Source organism: Bartonella massiliensis, assembly GCF_902150025.1.
Classification (GTDB): Bacteria; Pseudomonadota; Alphaproteobacteria; order Rhizobiales; family Rhizobiaceae; genus Bartonella; species Bartonella massiliensis.
Genome location: NZ_CABFVS010000030.1, coordinates 21,336 through 36,880 on the forward strand (window position 1 = coordinate 21,336; position 15,545 = coordinate 36,880).

The 15,545-nt window shown below is 35.4% G+C and carries 10 protein-coding genes and 3 pseudogenes; 2 read left to right on the forward strand and 11 right to left on the reverse strand.

Annotated elements, in window-relative coordinates:
- Positions 1–1,854 precede the first annotated feature (1,854 nt).
- Positions 1,855–2,259 (reverse strand): flagellar protein FlgN, encoded by a 405-nt coding sequence (locus tag FNZ60_RS07355; protein WP_142416974.1) that lies wholly within the window; start codon positions 2,257–2,259, stop codon positions 1,855–1,857.
- Positions 2,260–2,520: 261 nt separating this feature from the next.
- Positions 2,521–2,673: a hypothetical protein gene (locus tag FNZ60_RS09745; RefSeq protein ID WP_185913525.1), complete on the reverse strand. Its 153-nt coding sequence runs from the start codon at positions 2,671–2,673 to the stop codon at positions 2,521–2,523.
- A gap of 1,469 nt (positions 2,674–4,142) precedes the next feature.
- Between FNZ60_RS09745 and FNZ60_RS07360 the strand changes: the two are divergent.
- A pseudogene (locus FNZ60_RS07360) lies at positions 4,143–4,232 on the forward strand (integrase); the annotation flags it as partial.
- Positions 4,233–6,861: 2,629 nt separating this feature from the next.
- Here the strand turns inward: FNZ60_RS07360 and FNZ60_RS10630 are convergent.
- The 7 genes and pseudogenes from FNZ60_RS10630 to parA all read right to left on the reverse strand — a co-directional run bounded on the left by FNZ60_RS10630 (position 6,862) and on the right by parA (position 10,899).
- Positions 6,862–7,109, reverse strand: a pseudogene (locus tag FNZ60_RS10630) (EexN family lipoprotein).
- Positions 7,110–7,240: 131 nt separating this feature from the next.
- Positions 7,241–7,369: pseudogene (locus FNZ60_RS07375) on the reverse strand (EexN family lipoprotein); the annotation flags it as partial.
- Between the two features lie 435 nt (positions 7,370–7,804).
- Positions 7,805–8,083: an EexN family lipoprotein gene (locus FNZ60_RS07380; protein ID WP_246054745.1), complete on the reverse strand. Its 279-nt coding sequence runs from the start codon at positions 8,081–8,083 to the stop codon at positions 7,805–7,807.
- 2 nt (positions 8,084–8,085) lie between these two features.
- Positions 8,086–8,355 carry an EexN family lipoprotein gene (locus FNZ60_RS07385; protein ID WP_142416975.1) on the reverse strand — a complete coding sequence of 90 codons (270 nt, stop codon included), beginning with the start codon at positions 8,353–8,355 and terminating at the stop codon, positions 8,086–8,088.
- Between the two features lie 781 nt (positions 8,356–9,136).
- On the reverse strand, positions 9,137–9,445 hold the full coding sequence (locus tag FNZ60_RS07390; protein WP_142416976.1) for a hypothetical protein: 309 nt from the start codon (positions 9,443–9,445) through the stop codon (positions 9,137–9,139).
- 597 nt (positions 9,446–10,042) lie between these two features.
- Positions 10,043–10,273: a hypothetical protein gene (locus FNZ60_RS07395; RefSeq protein WP_142416977.1), complete on the reverse strand. Its 231-nt coding sequence runs from the start codon at positions 10,271–10,273 to the stop codon at positions 10,043–10,045.
- The gene (gene parA / locus FNZ60_RS07400; protein WP_142416978.1) at positions 10,273–10,899 is read right to left on the reverse strand and encodes a ParA family partition ATPase; all 627 of its coding nucleotides are present in this window, start codon (positions 10,897–10,899) and stop codon (positions 10,273–10,275) included. The genes FNZ60_RS07395 and parA overlap by 1 nt, the downstream gene beginning before the upstream one ends.
- 1,884 nt (positions 10,900–12,783) lie before the next feature.
- Here parA and FNZ60_RS07410 point away from each other — a divergent pair.
- Positions 12,784–13,119: a protein tyrosine phosphatase family protein gene (locus FNZ60_RS07410; protein WP_142416979.1), complete on the forward strand. Its 336-nt coding sequence runs from the start codon at positions 12,784–12,786 to the stop codon at positions 13,117–13,119.
- Between the two features lie 607 nt (positions 13,120–13,726).
- Here the strand turns inward: FNZ60_RS07410 and FNZ60_RS07415 are convergent.
- Complete coding sequence (locus tag FNZ60_RS07415; protein WP_142416980.1) at positions 13,727–14,755, reverse strand: bifunctional riboflavin kinase/FAD synthetase; 1,029 nt, start codon at positions 14,753–14,755, stop codon at positions 13,727–13,729.
- Positions 14,755–15,545, reverse strand: a 791-nt coding sequence (locus tag FNZ60_RS07420; protein WP_142416981.1) for a TIGR01459 family HAD-type hydrolase, incomplete at its 5' end; no start/stop codon positions are given. The genes FNZ60_RS07415 and FNZ60_RS07420, both read right to left, overlap by 1 nt.

Sequence of the window (15,545 nt, forward strand, 5' to 3'; positions counted from 1 at the left end):
ACCCTTCTTCTATTGAGCAATCAATCAAAATCACTTGTTTTCACATCACAAACAAGGGGGAATGTATGCGTAAAAAAAGCATAAAAATACCTCAAGAATCTCAAGTGCCAAAAGCTTTCGCAACATTAAAACTGGCAAAGTGTAGAACCTTTCTGATAAATAAGAAGAAAAGTCTTTGCAATGCAAAACCCAAATTTGCATCAATCATGCTGACTTTCTTCCTTTCTTAAAGAACAAAGATCCTCAAGCAAAAACCAATCTATAAACAATCCATTTTCTACTAAGTCGCATCAAATGGGTTGATAAAGAATAATTTTCATCTCAAATGCAATACCCCTAATACTTTAGGATTCTCTCATTCCAAATCTATTCCATGTTATATCAACAAAAATCATTTGCTTAACATATCACAAGAAAAGATATTAGATAAAAAACATTTAAGAATTGCCTAAATATGCCTCAAGAATCTCAAGCATCAAAAGCTATGATGAGCATTAAATGCTGGCAAAGTATATGACAATGCCAATGTGGTCCTTTATTTAAGTATAAAGATAGTTGTACTCTATAGATTTTATATTATTTCCATTAGAAGCTTATTATGATCTTCATAAGCACCGTCGCGTCACAAACCGATATTGCGAAATGCGCTCTGTTGCAAAATGAGGATGACTTACCTTGAGAAATATTTTTTTAACAAGCACATGAATTGACAATCCAAATACATTCCGTTTGGAGTATTCTATTTTGCGTAAAGGATAGCCCCCATTAAAATCGTATTTTACAGTTACTGTTCCAAAATGGGCGCTATTGCGAAATGGATTGTAACAAACCTTGAGAAATATTTCTTAAAAAAACAAGCACGTACATTGGAAGCAATAAGTGTATTTTTTTTGAAAAATTCTGCTTTGCATGAGGGATGTGATCGCCTTTAAAAATGCAATAAACAAAACCATGAAGAAATGTATCATCTTCACTCTTTAAAAGGCAATGTATTAAATCTTTTTGAAAATCATAACTTTAAACAGCTTGGTAATTCTCCTCCAATGAAGATTCATCCTCTTTTTAATATTAATCCTAATAAAGATACACAGTATGTTCACTCCAATTTTGGATGCTCTTTCCAATCTGGCATACAAAAGCTGCAATGACAGAAAAAAACCTAAACCGCCTTAATCTTTGTCTTAAACATGTAGCTTCCAACACCTAACTGCTTTACATTCCCACCCTTAAAAAACTATTTTATAAAACATCACGGGGGAGATCAATATTCCCTTAGCCCCTTCCCCGAAGGAAAAAATAAAGCGTCCACTCAACTAACTTTGTAAAATAATGCTCTGTAAATAATCCGTTTTCTCTTAAAGCCACTTCCACTTGGGCTTTCCACAGCATGCGTTTTACATCACCACATTTCCAACAACAGTGCTTCATAAGGTTTCTAGGCAATATTCATCAAATACTCTAAAAAGTACTTAATAGGTAAAGATTCACATCATCATACTTTAAAGGAAGCCATTTCATAAGACATCACGGAGTGGTCTTAATATTCTCTTGGCCCCTTCCTCGAAGGAAAAAATGAAGCGTCCATTCAACTGACTTTGTAAAGCAATGTTTTGTAAACAATCCGCCTTCTCTTAAAGTCACTTTCTCATAACTTTCCACAGTATGCAGTCTATATCACTTCAGTTAAAAGAAAACTGATTTAAAAACACTGTTTTACGACACAACAGAATGATAATATTTTAATACCCAAACGCGCTTAAAACATATACACTCAACGCACATCCTCTTTATGCCATAACTGCTCTACCTCATCATTATAATCACAAAGAACAACCGATATTGATCGGGTTTGGATCATTCCTCTGTTTCTTTTGCATATTTAGGTATTTGCATAGCTTCGGAAAGATCATTAACGGCACTTAAATGTGCTTGCAGTAATTCACTATTACGTTGTAATTTTTCTTGTAAATCAGACAACAAACTCTCAACTTCATGCTCAATATCTTGATTCATGTAGCGTTTTACATCGCTCATGGATTTATTAAGATCACGCAAACCACGTATTTTACATAAATTTATTTCTTCGTAATCTGGAACACCACTGCTCTCTAGCATATTGCTTTCATAATCAACTACTTGGGCCAATCCCTTAACAGCAGCAACAAATTTTGTCATCGCCCAATCACGATCAATAAGATTATTATCAAGAACTTTTGCTTTTGCTGCAAAACTATCATCACCATATTGCACTACAGACATTTTTATTTCCCCTTCAACACTCTTGTTCAATCTTGCTTTCAAATGAGGGAGATTAAACAGTTCCTTTTCAATGCTGATACACTCAATTGAGTTCATTGTGCGAATATTGCTCAGACAACAACACGACAATCCTTAAAAGTGCATACCACTTCGACGTTTAACATATTAAGTTCAACGCATTTTATGAAATATTTTCTGCCTTGCTCCAAAACCATCATTGCCACCGCAGCAATTCACCAAAACACTATAAACTTGAAGCCTCTACACTATCAAAATTTCCACGTTTTCTTTATCTCTTTCGTCTTGCCGATTTTCTCGTTTATCGATTTTCTCGCCACCAAAATTAACAGAAAACAACACTGCTTTAATGATATATTGGCAACAAAAAATACCTGCCAATAAGACTTGCAGCATATAAAGACTTAAGCCCATTAAAGATTTCAGTATCTTACCGATAACAACATTTCACCCTCCGTAACTTTATGGCCTTTTCTACACCTAAACCCGTACCTTATCTCACCTCGTAAGGTAACACCCTACAAGATTAGTTGCAGCCATCCAAAAAGATACAGCCTTTCTCTCTTCTTTTTGCATAGACGCAAATTGCATACACGCGAAACCCCGCATAAAGTACAAAAAGAATGCACTCCTGAACAGATCAGCCATATAGCACTCTCAAAAAAGACATCTTAAAATAGCCAAACAGCCATCAATCTCTCTTTTTCGATTATCATTCGCTTTTCTTTGCAACGAACAATTATATAAGATTTTTAAAACCTTTTCAAGCGTTTCTTAGTCAATCAGTTCGCTATACCTTTAATCGTATAGTCACTACGCTTATTTTAAAGAAACATCTCTCACCGCTCGTCCCCCCTATTTCGCACTGGCTCCCATAAATGGTAGAACGATAAATCCCCCCATCTTTACGCTTAATAAAAGAACAAGCCATGATATACTTTTCCCTTCTCAATGTTAGATCTTCCTTAGCGCTTTGAGATGGCTCATAAGAAGCATAGCTTTCTTGTACAGTTTTTACCACGGCCCTCCCCGTTTGTAATGTGCAAAAGACATGGTTTTAGGTATCTTAATATAAAAGGATTAAAAATGAGAAAGCTCTACGATATTTAGAACTGCTATTTAAGTTGAATAACGCTAAATTATCCTTATAAGTAAAAATATTATCAATGCATAATACTTTCCCACATTGATATTTTTAAAATTCCCCCCTCATCTTCCTTTAGATTATTTCACGCCATACCGCGCAGTTTATTCTTCATATCGCTGCTTTACATGCGCTGTTGGTATAAAAACTACGGCATTAAGAGAAAGCTCTAGATATTCTCTTGACTTCTTTCCCAAACTAAAAAATGAACCGCCTCAAAACCTGACAATAAACAATGCATAAAAACTAATCATTTTATAATAAAAGCACAATTCTTGCTAAGAACTCTTTCTCATTTTCACCCCTCTCAATGAAGCTCTTCTCTTTCATAATCATACTGAAATGTTTATCCTTATAAACTAGGATATTGATTTAATAATGATATAATCAATATTTTTTGTGCTCAATGAACAACTTACAGAGCTTTAAATTATCGTATTTAAATCTGTCCACTCTATTCCGTGTTAAATCAATTAAAATCACTTGGGCTTATACATCACAAACAGAACCTGATGGATTGATAAAAAACACTAAAAGAAAAACACCTCTGATGATCCCACTCAAATGCTAAAGATGATCATAAATATTGAAGGAAAGTGTATGATGATGACAACTTTCTCTTTCAACAAACGTAAAAATGGTAACGTTCTATAAATTTTTATAATATTAAAATTTTATATCATTTCATTAAAAGCTTTGCTGTTACACTATCCATATTGACCGTTATACCATTCACGAGCGTCGTCGTGAAATGGGCTTGGGTGCTTTAAGAGATGTTTCTTTAAAACAAGCCCGTGAATTGGCAACTGGATGACGCTCTGTGTTACGTGAAGGTCATGCCCCCATTAAGGACAAAGACTTTAACTCAATCTGCTCTTGTAATAAGCAAGACCCCATCATTACATCTTGGAACCTCCACTGTTGTGGGACTGACCTTAGCATTTGAGACAGTCTATAAAAAGGCATTTCATTATACAGTTTTTACCACACAGCTCTCCCCGCTTGTGACATGCACGCAACTGGGGTTGTTTAATTCAATATGAAAAATATTGAATTATTATTATAAATCAATATCTTGTATTTCACAGTTCCATTTTTTTCCAAACAATCTCCCTCTCCAATTTCCCCCTCATGTGATTTACTTAAATGCAAAGCTCCAAAACACAAGCCTATCAATATTCACTACACACTCAAAAACACTTAAACGTTTCAAAAAAGCTTATATGCCTTATTAATATGCCATAAATGACAATATTTTAGGACATAATAGGATAAACGAGTTTTCTGCAAACGAACCTCCCTTTCACTTTAAAAGCTTTTCTTTTTTTATGCCTTACAGCACCCCAACGTCTCAAACCTTTATAAAAAAAGAAAAAATTTTAAGCTTGCCGAATAGCATATATCAACATATATTACAGATTGTAATATATTGTTATGTACAAAATCACCTTCCCAAGAATAGCAAGAGGTTCTTATGGCTGATCTCGTAAAAACCGCAATGCTTTATTCAACCTTGATTATCAGCATCAATGCTTTTGTTGTTATTTTAGCTCTCGTCATAGAGATATACTAAACATAATTTTTTCTAATCGGCACAAAGTAATGAGCCTCTTCATTTCCCATAAAATCAAAAACAAAAATTTAACTCTATCGATGCCCCCAATTTAAAACGTTACACGCAACTCTTTTAATGTTAACCTTGTTTAATATGAGCCTTAGCGTTTATATACATTTTTAACCGTCAGTTTCCGTTATTTCATGCTTGCTTAAATCTCGATCTCATCCCCCTTCTTAAAGGACAAAGATTTCTACCAAATCCGATCTATAAATGATTTTTCTTCTTATAAAGCGGATTTCACTTGATTTCTCCCTTCAGTGCCTATCACAACCTTAAAGGATACTATTTAATGAAACTTACGTTGCTCATTTACACGCTTGTTTTAAAGAGATATCTAAGATCGCAAACACATTGAGCAACGACCCGTGTGAATAAGCATAATGATTTATCCACTCCCCCATCTTTACATTTAGGCAAAAGTAAGCCAACACCATCACATGTTTTGCCAGCTCCCAATACATACAATCACCTTTTACACTTGATACGATTCATGAAAAGGCATTTATATTTCTTTCTCAATAGTTTTTATTCACGAGAAAGCGCGCCCGTTTTGAATGTACAAAAGACATGAGGTTTTGATAAACTCAACATAAGAGAGATTTGGAATGAGAAAATCCTACGAGTGCCAAATACTCATTCAATATGAAATAGTGAACACTCTTTATAAATCAAAGCATTTTCAAACAAATTAACATATTGATTTATAATGACAATCTAGCATTATTTATACTGAATTAGAACCCCGAATACCGCAAGATTCTCTCATTTCAAATCTATTTCATATTGCATCAATCAAAACCCATATCTCTTGCACGTTACAAGCGAGGAGAACCGTATGGATAAAAACTGTTAAAGAAAGGACTAAATATGCCTTTTCATAAACCGTCTTACGTGCCAAAGCCTATCGCAACACTCAAAAATTGGTACAAGTGTGTGAAAATACCGGCTTGCTTTTTCATAAGCGTAAAGATGGAGGGCTCGATGGATTTACCGTTTACCATTCACAAACCGCTGTCGCGAAATGGGTGTGGTGCGCGCTTTGAGAGATGTCTCTTTAATTAAATCACATTAATTAAATCACACACTCGAGAATAAAAATACCCATAAAGTTTATGCATGGGCACCACACCACTTATACCACCGCTCCAAACGATCATCATACGACGGCACAATTATGATAAAAAACACCAAAAAAAAGTCATGAAAATTTGGAAGAGAAAGAAATTGAAAAGGCATGGAAAGCGGTAAACTCCCTACAGATCCGACAGAGCCGTCCTAGTATAACTGGCTCACACCCTACTTAATACGATAGCCTTCTCAAATAAAAAGTAGTTTAAAAAAAATAGTTTGAGAAAAACATTTAAGTATAAAACGATAATCAATCCATTCAGTATGATTTTTTCTCTCTTAAAAACAGAGAAAATAAATTTCAAACAGATATTTTCCTCCCAAGCTTGTCGGAATTAGCTATAAAGATTCAAGCTGTTCCTTAGTGTGATAAAATATTTATTTGTATTAAACGCATAAACACCCAAAACATAGATTTAATTCCATATTTTATCATACATGCAACCAAAACATTAAAAAGTCAGCGCATAGTTTAAAAAAAAATTAGCAGCTGCATGTTGTTGCTAATTCCGATACAATAATAGTACCACAATTGAAAACACTTTTAGCTGAACAGATACCCCTATGGCACCTGCTTCCACAAAGAGTGCAAACTATACAAGGCTAACTCTTTAAAGCCATCAAAAAGCTCCCCAAAAGTTAGAGACGGAACTCTCAAAAAACGTAATAATATCAATAATGATAAAATCCCTTATTAAGATAATAACTTATTGCGTTTCATGTTTTTTACGAACACCCCAAAAAAACTCCATATACGCTTGGTGACTATGCAACAATTTTGAGATTTCTCTCTTGAAGATGGTTCCATCTTTTCACATTTCATTCCCCATTCTTGCATCAGTTTTTCATTTTTTTAAAATCTTCTACACTATAAGTTTTCTCACAACCAGCAACAGTAAATCCTGTGCAAAACAATAATGCTGTTATAACGACCTTATTCATCAATAAAATTCCCCTTCTTTTAAACGGATAAAATTTGGACACTATTTAGGGGTTCAAAAAAAGTTCTACATATACTTGTCGAAGGTTTTTTACAATTTTTGAGAGGATTTGAGCGGTGAATCATCACTCTCACATTTTTTTGCCCATTCCTCATATAATTTTTGATTTGTTTTAAATTCTTTTACACTGTAAGTTTTTTCGCAACCAGCAACAGCAAGTCCAGTGCAAAGCAACAATGTTGTGATAACGAATTTATTCATCAATAAACTCCCCTTTTCTCTTTCAAGTTTAAAAAGTTTGGACACAATTACCCATTAAAGTTACGGGCTAACCGTGTGTTTTATTGCCCCTCTCCATGCTTCACATGACAAAGTTTCTTAACTAAATCCACTCTGTAAACAATTCGGCTACTTGTAAAACGAGCTCCGTTTGGCTTCCCATTGCATATGATTGACTGACATAAAACACGCCAAAACTAAAAATATTTTCCCTAAAAAATACTGTATCTGTCAAAGAAGCTTACATATCTTATATCGCCACCATATCTTATGTCACCACCATAAAAAACAATGTTTATGGTATAATGGAATATTTTTTAAAATGCCCTATAGTATAACCTTTTTGTAAACAACTGTGACAATTCCCGTGTTGAGAAAACGTTATCATCAATCTTTCTTGATGATTTAATTGTTATTCTACTGTTTTTCAGTTTTATTCCCATTTTTGCTATTTTCACGAAGTTCCTTTGCAAGATTTCTATAATGCTCTTGAAAAAGCTCCATATCGGCTTGCATAGCATTTTGACAGTTCTTGGTTGAAAAAGCAGAGACTCCCATTTTTTCGCATTTTTTTCCCCATTTTTCCATCAATTTTTTATCTTTCTTAAAATCTTCTACACTGTAAGTTTTCTCACAACCAACGACAGTAAGTCCCGTACACAACAGTAATATTATGATAATCGCTTTGTTCATCATGATTAATTCCCCTTGTTTTTCTCTTCAGTTTTTTCCTCATCTTCATGCACAAAACTTGCGCCAGGCCAATCATTTTTATGAACTTCACGATAAGCTTTGTCGGCATTTTGACAATTTGTTGAATTAAAATTTCCTGATATCATACATTTTGTTGCCCATTCTTCGAGTAATTTGGGATCCTTCTTAAAATCTTCTACACTGTAGTTTTTTTCGCAACCAGCAATGATAAGTCCAGTACACAACAATAGTGCTGTTGTGATAGTTTTATGCATGTTTTTCCCTCTCTTGTTTTTATACTTTAATAACGATATCGTTAATTTCACATCATTCCCGTATCGTGATCTTGCGTCTAATTTTCCTTTGATAAATATGCACATTTTCCACGCAAATATGTTGAATTATGAAGGCCGCTTTGATTAATCAGACTTGCATTTGTAACATTATCTGTACTGCTGCTCTTTGTATTTAAACTGTTTAAATTGCAGCAGAAATTTTGATATAATGCCTCTATCCATTGCAAACTTTCCGCAAACAAAACAATATATCTTTTAATGAATGGATTGCACTCTTATTGATTTCTTTCACACACCGAAAAAGAAAGAAAACTTTGAAAGCCCCCAGCACTTTTTAAATACCCATAGAACGACTAAAAGCAGTCTTATACATCCCGATAGAAGCAAAAAGGATACCCCCTCGCTTACTATTACAAGTAGCATTCCAATATCTGAAATGATAAAATCATATAAATACCAGAAATACTTTTTATGCTTAATGGTTCTAGCATCATACTCAACGCTTTCTATGGTTATTAAGAAATCTTATAACCCAATCATATAAGTAAATCCTATTGATTTTTCTTCCCCCCTTTATCAACATGAATATAATTTAAATAATGAAGTGCTTTGTAGCAGAAAAAAATAACAGACGCTACTCTTAATTTACATTATTGACGCCTGTATTCAGTAAAATAAATGTATTCAGAATAAAATAAACAAGAAATAACTTCACATTTAAAATCATAATTAATTTCTATGGAAGAATAAACTGATCTATTCAGCTTTTATATGTAAAATAGAGGTAAGCATACTGCGTATCTCTATTTGGATAAATCTCTGAAACGAGCAGATAAGCTAATTTGGAGAGAATATGAAGTTTTAAAGGCGAAAACCAATTCCCATCTTGACCTTCATTCTTTAATTCAGCTTTACTGCTTTCAAAAGTGTCTAAAGCAATATCTTTTAAATAATGGAGATTTACGCTTTCGTTTTTCACGTATCTTTGAATGGGGTCACACCCTTCACGTAAAACAGAATGCCCCCCAGTTACATACGCACGAGCTTGTTTTAAAGATACGTTTTTCAAGGCTTGTCACACCCATTTCGCGTTAGCGCCTGTAAAAGGTATAATGATAAATTCATTGCCCCCACTTTTACGATTATGAAAAAGCATGCCAACACCATCACACGACTTGTGCCAACCCTAAAATATCGGACAAACCTTGGTACGTAAAACAGTTCATAAAAAGGCATTTTTAATCCTTTCTTTAACAGTTTTGATCCACACAGCTCTCCTCGCTTTTGATCTTCAAGAGACATGGGTTTTAATTGATGCAACATGAGAGAGGCTTGAAATGAGAAAAGCTTACGATATTCGGAGCTCTCATTCAAATTGAATAACGCTAAATTATCATTATAAATCAATATCTTACTTCTATGATATAAGATCACAAGAAGTATGATAATGATCATCTCTATAGGAGAAAAGTTGAAACGAAGAGTTTTTCATAAGCTCATAGCTTTTTCATAAGATTTATCTCAATGAAAAATAACTTATATGAAGCAACCTTCATGAAAAAAGAGAAGCGCTTTTATCACAATTAACGCCGCGCAAAAACAAACTGATATCACCTTTTAAAGAAAACACTCAAACCAACATAAATTTATCATCGTATACCATTTTTTATACTTTTCCGTATTTTTTTGAAAGCAATTCGCGGATCTCGTCAGCCATTTTGGTTCCACGACTGGCACAACTGACCTTCATTAACCGATGCAAAGTTTCTGGTATATCAATCGTGAGACGCTTCACCCCTCCACTCATGCTCCCTTTTTGACTTCCTATCCATGCATCAGCCGTTAAAGGAATGGATTTACTGGTTGGTTTTGTACCAATTTTAATTTTTTTATTCATCACGCTAACTCCTTGATTTCCGCTGCAACAGCTTCAATCTCTGCTGTTGCTGGTCCTTGCTTATCAACTTCATAAACAGCTTTTCCCTGTGCTGCAGCTTCTGCAAAAATCACACGTTGTGCAACACTAGAAGAAAGAACAGGGACATGATATATACCAAGAGCTTCATTTACATCACGCCCTATCGCTGTATTGACTATTTTACGATTAATAACAAAAGCAGATTTGAGATTTTCTTTATAAACACGTGCTTCATCAATCAACTTTACAATTCCATCAGCAGCCCAAATATCATAAGGACTAGGCAAAACCGGTATAAGCACCAAATCTGAAGCCATAAGAGCACTCCGCGCAAGATCAGTTACACGCGGAGGACCATCAATAATAATATGGTCATAACTATGACCAATCTGCGCAATCTCTTTGTGAACCGTTGCACGCGGTAAACCAATAACCGAAAACAAAGGAGCATCTTCACGCGCAGCAGCCCAGTCTAATGCGCTCCCCTGAGGATCAACATCAATAAGCAATACCCTTGCACCAGTACGCGCAAAACTGGCCGCAAGATTCACGCTCAACGTGGTTTTTCCAACACCCCCTTTTTGATTCAAAAATCCAATGATCATTCGTTACGTCTTTCAGCATTATCGTTTTTACGACTATACAGAAAACAATAAAAGAAGCAAGTATCCAATACGTGTAAAACAACCGCTTTTCTTAATTTTTACGACAAAAAAGACGCCCCTTCATTATATTGTTCTTTTAGCAGAGCAAAAATATTATGCAGATCGTATTTTTAAGAATAAAAATTATAAATTTAAACAAGAAATACACTCCCTTCCCCCACCTTAAAATGAAGCTTTTTAAACCCATGATAATTTGTAAACAATGGTCTAGCAATAATCTATACCTCCCCCTTCCACTTCGTATAATGCATTGATTTATAATAATATCGTATTATTCGATTTGAATGAGAGACCCGAATATCCTAAAATATTCTCATTCCAAACCTGTTCCATGTCGAATTCATCAAAATCATGTTCCTTGCACGTCAAAAGCAGAATTAACGTGTGGAGAAGTGAAACTGTACAAGAAAAGACTAAAAATGACTTTTCATAAACAGTCTTACCTGTCAAGCGCTGTTGCAATATTCTAGGACTGGCACAAGTGTGCGATGATGCCGGCTTTCTTCTTCATAAGCGTAAAAGGTGTTCAATGGATTTATCGTTATACCCTTCACGGATGCCAACGCAAAATGGGTATAACAAACCTTGAAAGACGTATCTTTAAAACAAACCTGTGAATACACAACTGAAGGAGCATTTTATTCTTCATCTCCCCCCTTTCTTCGGCTTCCCCCTTCATAAAGCTCTACCCTTCAATAGATAACAAATTATCAGAAAAACTCACTGTTTTGTATGGTGGATAAGAGAACCGAAATCCATACAATCCAATCATTTTCTCCTCTCTTATATCTTCAATCAATTAAATAACTTACTTACCCATCACCAGCAGAGCTGACATATGAGAATAAACACTCAAAAAGAGGAACAAAAATACCTTTTATGTTAAAGACCAAGAACTGTTACAATAGTGGTAGCTTGTGTATAATGGTGCTGGTTTGTCCCTTTTCTTGAACTAAAGCGAGGGTGCACAATAAGTTTTATACTCTTTGCACATAACAAAGTGAAATGGAGTTGAGCAAAGTAAGGATATCTCTGCCCCTAAACAAACACCCCAATGAAATAGTCTCTACTTCGCAACAACAGTGAATAAAGAGAAAACTTGGAATAATCAATAGAGAGAAAACAAGTGTCGTGTCTTAAGGGTAAAAACAACTTCTCATCTCTCCTTAATTCAGCTTTACAACTTTAAAAGATATCTTAAGACAATATCTTTTAATAATAAAGATTACTCATTGCCTCACGCTTTTCTTTATCGCTTGTCTTTAAATTAAGAGCACGCCTCTCATATAAAAATGAACGCAGCAAACGGAATAGATTTGGAGTACATATTCACAGGATTGTTAAATAACATCTCTTAAAGTGCGCAAACCTCTTTCACAACGACATCCATGAATGGTACCATGTAAGTTCCATTAAGCGCCATCATCTTGACGCTTATGACGAAGCAAATCATCCCTATTACACGACTTTAACAGCTCCCAACGATAAATTCTTGACACTTGAAACAGTTCACGAAAAGGCATTTTTTGCCCTTCCTTGTACCGTTTCACGCTACATAAGGTTCCCGCGCTTATAACATACAAGCAAATAACGCTAGATTATCATCTATCATCAATATCTCTAAAAATCCACGCCTTGTTAATATTAATAACAAACATGTTGCACAGGTGAATATTTTGTACCTTACAATGCATTTTTCCAAGCAAGTCTTCTCGACAAAAAGAATATTTTTGTTAAGATATCCTTGAAAAATCTTAATCTTCATCATGTCCTTTTAGAGACTTGAGAATGTCATAAAAATCATGCAATTGGGAATAAACAAAAATGAATTTACAACAAATTGATCCTGATATTTTTATCGGCGCTCAAATTAGCATAGAAAATATCAAAACATTAGCACAAGCTGGTTTTAAAACAATTATCTGTAACCGCCCCGATCACGAAGAACTTCATCAACCTGATTTTTCCAGTATTAAAACGGTAGCAAATGACTATGGCATAAAAGCCTATCACATTCCTATCTCTCCTCCAACCATAGAAAAATCAGATGTTGAAACCATGCAAAAAATTTTAAAAACAGCGTCTCTGCCTCTTCTTGCCTATTGCCATCACGGAACGCGTTCACGACATCTTTATCGTTTAGCACGTCTTGAATCATAAGCTTTATGCGCTTGCCATACGTTCTAAAAGATGGAGATTCTTCCACCCACACCAATCTGGAAACAATACTTGGTCAATAATCTTTGTCTCGCATCTTCCCCTTGGATTTCTCTCTTTATAGAAACAACTTTATTCATGGGGACCACTTCATAAAACTCGATAAACAAATTTTTCTCTTAAATAGACAGCAAAGCCCATCCTCTAAAGCCATAAAAAATGCATGCAAATTAATGAAGCGATCAACTTTTAAAATAAAAAAGTCATCGATTTTAAATTTTGTGAAATTCCAAGGTTAAAAGCGCAAAAAATTAAAAAACAGCCTTTCCCCCACTTCTCTTCTTGCCAAATGCGCTGTGTACTTATTCATTTACTTTTCATCATGAATTTTAACGGATCAGAAAGGAAAAATCAGTAAAGTTTTGATTGATAACAAATGCCATAAAATGAACTTTGAAAAAGACGATGCCGCAATCAGATCTTCAGATATTCGATTCTCCCTCTCAACAACGGAAAAAGCATATATTCCATGATATTTTGGAATATATCTTTGTGATGATCATCACTTTAAGTGCTATTTTTACAGCCCTTCTCTCTTTTTCAGATAAACTTAGAGCATATTTTTAAAAGTAAGCAGCTGATCCAATTTTGATAAGGGTTGGACTGTCTTTAAAATTTCTTTTGCTTTTTTTTCATCACGGTGCATTTGTGCAATCAAAGGTTCAAGTCCATCAAATTTTTCTTGTCCGCGCAAAAACTGGAAAAAAGAGACGGTACAGCTTTCTCCATAAAGGTCATCGTTAAAGTCAAACAAATAGGTTTCCAAAAGCGGCGCCCCATCTTTAACAACAGTTGGACGACACCCAAAGCTTGCAACCCCATCATGCAAAACACCGTTAGCACGACGCAAGCGTACCGCATAAACACCATGTGCCAAACGAACTTGAGGAGGCAATATCTGATTAGCGGTAGGAAATCCCAAAAGACGTCCAAGTTTATCGCCTTGAATAATAGTGGAGCATACCCGATAGTGATACCCTAACAAATGGGCTGCTTTATTCACTTCCCCTTGTGAAAGAAGTTGCCGAATAAAACTAGAGGAAATGATCAACGGTTGTGAATCTTGCTGTGAGTCTTGAGAATGAGAAACGCATGTATGAGAAACAAAAGGAATCTGCACGACCTGAAATCCCTCTTCTTTTCCTCTTTGGCAAAGAAGATGAACATTTCCACTTTTCTGATGACCAAATTGAAAATTTTCGCCTGTCACCACAACAGAAACATCAAAATCGTCCTTTAAAATCGACTTGATAAATTTATCCGCTGAAAGAGCGGCAAATTGAGCATCAAACGGCTGTTCAATCACGCCATCAAAGCCAAGGATTTTAAAAATTTCAGCTTTTTCAGCCGCCTCTGTCAAACGATAGACAGGCGCTGAACGTTGAAAAAAGCTTCTTGGATGCGGTTCAAAGGTTAAAACAACAGCGGGTTTCTTTTTTATCCGCGCAAAATCAAGAGCTTTTTGCAACACCACCTGATGTCCACAATGAACACCATCAAAATTTCCAAGTGCCAACACGGCGCCCCGCCAAGCTGAGGGAAACATATGCGTTCCCTGAAGACGCAAAAAATTCGCCATTACTGAAGTGCCCACATAATTGCTTTTGGTTTATAATCATGGCGTTCTAGAAAAGAATGCAAAGCTTGCTGATCCATCACACCATTTTGCATATAATCATAACGATGAATCCCCCCCATAATATAAAGGGCATCAAGACCAAAATGAGCCGCCCCCTTAATATCTGTCAAAAGACCATCACCAATCGCTAAAACTTGACTTTTTTCTACTGTCCCACGAATTTTTTGAAGTTTTTCAAAGGCACACTCATAAATAGGTGCATGAGGTTTTCCAGCAATGCGAACGTCCCCCCCTAATTGCTGATAAAGACGCGCCAATGCACCAGCGCACCAAAATTCCTTATTTCCATAATGAACAATCACATCAGGATTAGCACAAATAAAAGGTAAATTGCGTGCTCTTATGCGACGAAACATTTCCTCATAAGCAGAAGGTTCTTCATCAAAATCTTCAAGAAAACCGCTACAAACGACAACCGAAGCTTCCCATTCTTCAACAAATTCACACGCCAATCCTTCAAACAGCACCAAATCACGTTGTGGACCAATGAAAAAAACTTTACGCGGCGCAGCACAAATGAGATCCCGCGTAACATCCCCAGAAGTAATAATGGCATCATAATAGTCACTGTGAACATTCATGCTTTGTAATTGTTCTGCAACATCTTCCCGTAATCGAGGAGAATTGGTCAATAAAATGACACTTTTTCCCATTTGTCGAATTTTATACAATGCTTTCAACGCTGGTTCAAATGCCTGTACACCGTTATGTACAACACCCCACACATCAC

Excerpts from the sequence above, each read along its gene's own strand:
- FNZ60_RS07355 (WP_142416974.1), bottom strand. The coding sequence starts at position 2,259 with ATGTCTGTAGTGCAATATGGTGATGATAGTTTTGCAGCAAAAGCAAAA.
- FNZ60_RS09745 (WP_185913525.1), bottom strand. The coding sequence starts at position 2,673 with ATGCTGCAAGTCTTATTGGCAGGTATTTTTTGTTGCCAATATATCATT.
- FNZ60_RS07380 (WP_246054745.1), bottom strand. The coding sequence starts at position 8,083 with ATGATGAACAAAGCGATTATCATAATATTACTGTTGTGTACGGGACTT.
- FNZ60_RS07385 (WP_142416975.1), bottom strand. The coding sequence starts at position 8,355 with ATGCATAAAACTATCACAACAGCACTATTGTTGTGTACTGGACTTATC.
- FNZ60_RS07395 (WP_142416977.1), bottom strand. The coding sequence starts at position 10,273 with ATGAATAAAAAAATTAAAATTGGTACAAAACCAACCAGTAAATCCATT.
- parA (WP_142416978.1), bottom strand. The coding sequence starts at position 10,899 with ATGATCATTGGATTTTTGAATCAAAAAGGGGGTGTTGGAAAAACCACG.
- FNZ60_RS07410 (WP_142416979.1), top strand. The coding sequence starts at position 12,784 with ATGAATTTACAACAAATTGATCCTGATATTTTTATCGGCGCTCAAATT.
- FNZ60_RS07415 (WP_142416980.1), bottom strand. The coding sequence starts at position 14,755 with ATGGCGAATTTTTTGCGTCTTCAGGGAACGCATATGTTTCCCTCAGCT.